The sequence below is a fragment of the Vibrio sp. D173a genome, from assembly GCF_030248475.1.
On the sequence record NZ_JAHGAH010001653.1, the window covers coordinates 1 to 672 of the forward strand.

At 45.7% G+C, this 672-nt stretch carries 1 protein-coding gene; it reads right to left on the minus strand.

The annotated features are described in order from the left end of the window. The coding region (locus KIV40_RS35360; RefSeq protein ID WP_285354143.1) for a glycosyl transferase family protein at positions 1-565 on the minus strand (565 nt) is incomplete at its 3' end. Between the last annotated feature and the right edge of the window lie 107 nt (positions 566-672).

A 672-nucleotide genomic window follows, 5' to 3' on the forward strand; every position in this document is an offset into this window, starting at 1 on the left:
TAAGTGCACGCACCACAGTATTAATTGGAGTACGCAATCCGTAACGATGCTTCCAACCAATCATAGTTTGTGCCTCTGGAGCAAAATTGGCTAAAGGAAGGTAAGCAATACCCTCTTTTTCTAAAATCTCTTTGGCGTGCTCCGGGTTGTCTGCACACTGTACATTCACATCGTCGAGGTGTGTTTCTACGTGAGTGCGGCCGCTTGGCTTATCCATATAACCATGCATCAAAATCTTATAGCCACTATCGGCTAAAATTCTTGCCGCCAGTAGGTTCCACGGTTTGCCGCTGCTGGAATCATTGCGCTTACCAGCATAACAAGGCCAATCAATGTCCGCGCCTAAGTCCGGGACTCGAGACTGGAATGCTTTAACAAAACCAGCAATCTCCTCATTAGTGTCGTTCTGTACACGAATTAGCATCAGTAGCATCGCCATCTGGTCGTCTCCAACTTGACCACTTAAATACTCATCCATGATGCGATAGGCCTGTTCAAACGTCAGAGGCTTACGACCCCTTTCTCCTCGTCCAACAGTACGAATACACTCTAAAATACTACTCATTGATGTCTAATTCTCTTCTCTCTAACAACTAAAAATTAAGATACCTTCCTCGATTCTATGCTACCCGGCGAGCCAAGCAAAGCGCTTCTACACAATCGCGGATACTA